Here is a 2,003-nt window from a genome sequence, read left to right as displayed (position 1 = left end):
ATGGGTGGAGCTATAAACGGTGGTAATAGAACTTCAGCAGCAGAGTTTAATATCTTTGTAGACCCAGAAGCAGCAGATATAGTATTTAAATCTGAGCTTCCTATTACTATGTGTGGATTAGATGTCACTCATAAAGCTATTGTATTTAAGGAGGATATAGAAAAAATTAAGTCTATATCTAATCCAGTAGCTAAATTATTAGGAGATATTCTTGAAAATCTATCTAAATATCATAAAGAAGATGGAATTGAAGGTTGTTATTTACATGATCCTGTAGCTGTATCCTGTGTAGCTAATCCTAATATTATTAAAACCATACCTTTAAAAGTAGATATTGAATTACAAGGAAAATATACTACAGGAGCTACTGTTGGCAATTTTAATAAGAGATTTAATCATAATCCTAATGCAGATGTAGCTTTCCATATAGACAGAGAAGCTTTTGTAAAAGAGATAATTGAACTAATGAAAAAATATTGATAGATAAATTGATTTACCCCTACAATATACAATATATAATGGCTATACGTAGGGGCAGACCCATGTGTCTGCCTTCCAATGATACGAAACATAGTTTATATTTTACGTCGTAGTGGTAATTTTATGTGCAACAACGGGGTGACAGATAAACGGGTTGACACATAGGTCAACCCCTACGATGTGGAATATATCACAGCTGTGGGTAGGGATGGACCTGTGTGTCCATCCGGTTACATATTTTGCTTACACGAGAGCCCAAGGGCTCTTTTTTTTTGCTACTTCGTATGCAATAAATAAGATAAATTAAGAAAATAGGAGCAATTAAAAGAATAATTAGAATTATCATGAATTTTGCAAATTTTATTATTTTGTTTATGTAAAAAATTATGATATGCTTAACATGATATTAATAAAATGTAAATCTAATCTTAACACAATATAAACATTAATATTGTTTTAGATATTAATGAAGAGAGGGGGAATAGTTGAGGATAGTATTTGCAGAAAACCCGTTTAAATAAAATATATTTGAAAGGAAGGTTAAGTTATGAAGAAAATTTTGTTAGTATTATTATCATTGACCCTAGTTTTATCATTAGCTGCATGTAGTGGTGAAGGAAACAATGATGAAACTAATGTATCTGAATTCCCAAATAAAAACATTGAGATTATAGTAGCTTATAAAGCTGGAGGGGGCACAGATGTAGGTGCACGTGTACTAGCTTCGGCAGCAGAAGATGTTTTTGGACAGTCTATAGTTATATTAAATAAACCTGGTTCTGATGGAGAACTTGGATATACAGAATTGACAAAATCAAATCCAGATGGATATACTCTAGGTTTTATCAATTTACCTACTTATGTTAGTTTGACCTTAGAAAGGGATACAGAATACGAAATTGGTGATGTAGAACCTATACTAAACCATGTATATGATTCAGGAGTATTAGTAGTACAAGGAACTAGTGAATGGGATACATTAGAGGACTTTATAGATTATGCTAAAGCAAATCCAGGAGAAATTACTATCTCAAACAATGGTACAGGCGCTTCCAACCATATAGGAGCTGCTCATCTTGAATACGAAGCTGGCATTGATGTAACTCATGTACCTTTTGGTGGTTCAACTGATATGCTAGCAGCATTAAGAGGTGGACATGTTGATGCTACTGTGGCTAAGATTAGTGAGGTAGCAAATTTAGTAGAAGCTGGTGAATTGAGAATACTAGCATCATTTACAGAGGAGCGTTTAGGGGATTTTTCAGATGTACCAACACTAAAAGAAAAAGGATATGATATTTTATTTGGCTCGGCAAGAGCATTGGTTGCACCAAAGGGAACACCTCAAGAAATTATAGATATATTACATGATGGATTTAAAGAGGCTTTAGAAAGTGAAGAGCATATGGAAAATGCTAAAAATGCAGCATTACCTATTCAATACATGAGCCCAGAAGAATTATCAGAATATATTAAAAACGAAGAGATATATTTAAATGAAATAAGAGAGATTATTGATTTGA

The 2,003-nt window shown here is 32.9% G+C and carries 2 protein-coding genes; both read left to right on the top strand.

The features are described from left to right. Positions 1 to 480, top strand: a 480-nt coding sequence (locus VK998_RS11160; RefSeq protein ID WP_325228313.1) for a nucleoside hydrolase, incomplete at its 5' end; no start/stop codon positions are given. Between the two features lie 547 nt (positions 481 to 1,027). Beyond that, positions 1,028 to 2,003, top strand: a 976-nt coding sequence (locus VK998_RS11155) for a tripartite tricarboxylate transporter substrate binding protein (RefSeq protein ID WP_325228311.1), incomplete at its 3' end; no start/stop codon positions are given.

Origin of the sequence: Schnuerera sp. (assembly GCF_035459645.1) — a bacterium.
In the GTDB taxonomy this organism is placed as follows: Bacteria; Bacillota; Clostridia; order Tissierellales; family Tepidimicrobiaceae; genus Schnuerera.
The sequence above is the reverse complement of the archived record's forward strand: the minus strand, read 5'-3'. Positions and strand labels throughout refer to the sequence as shown.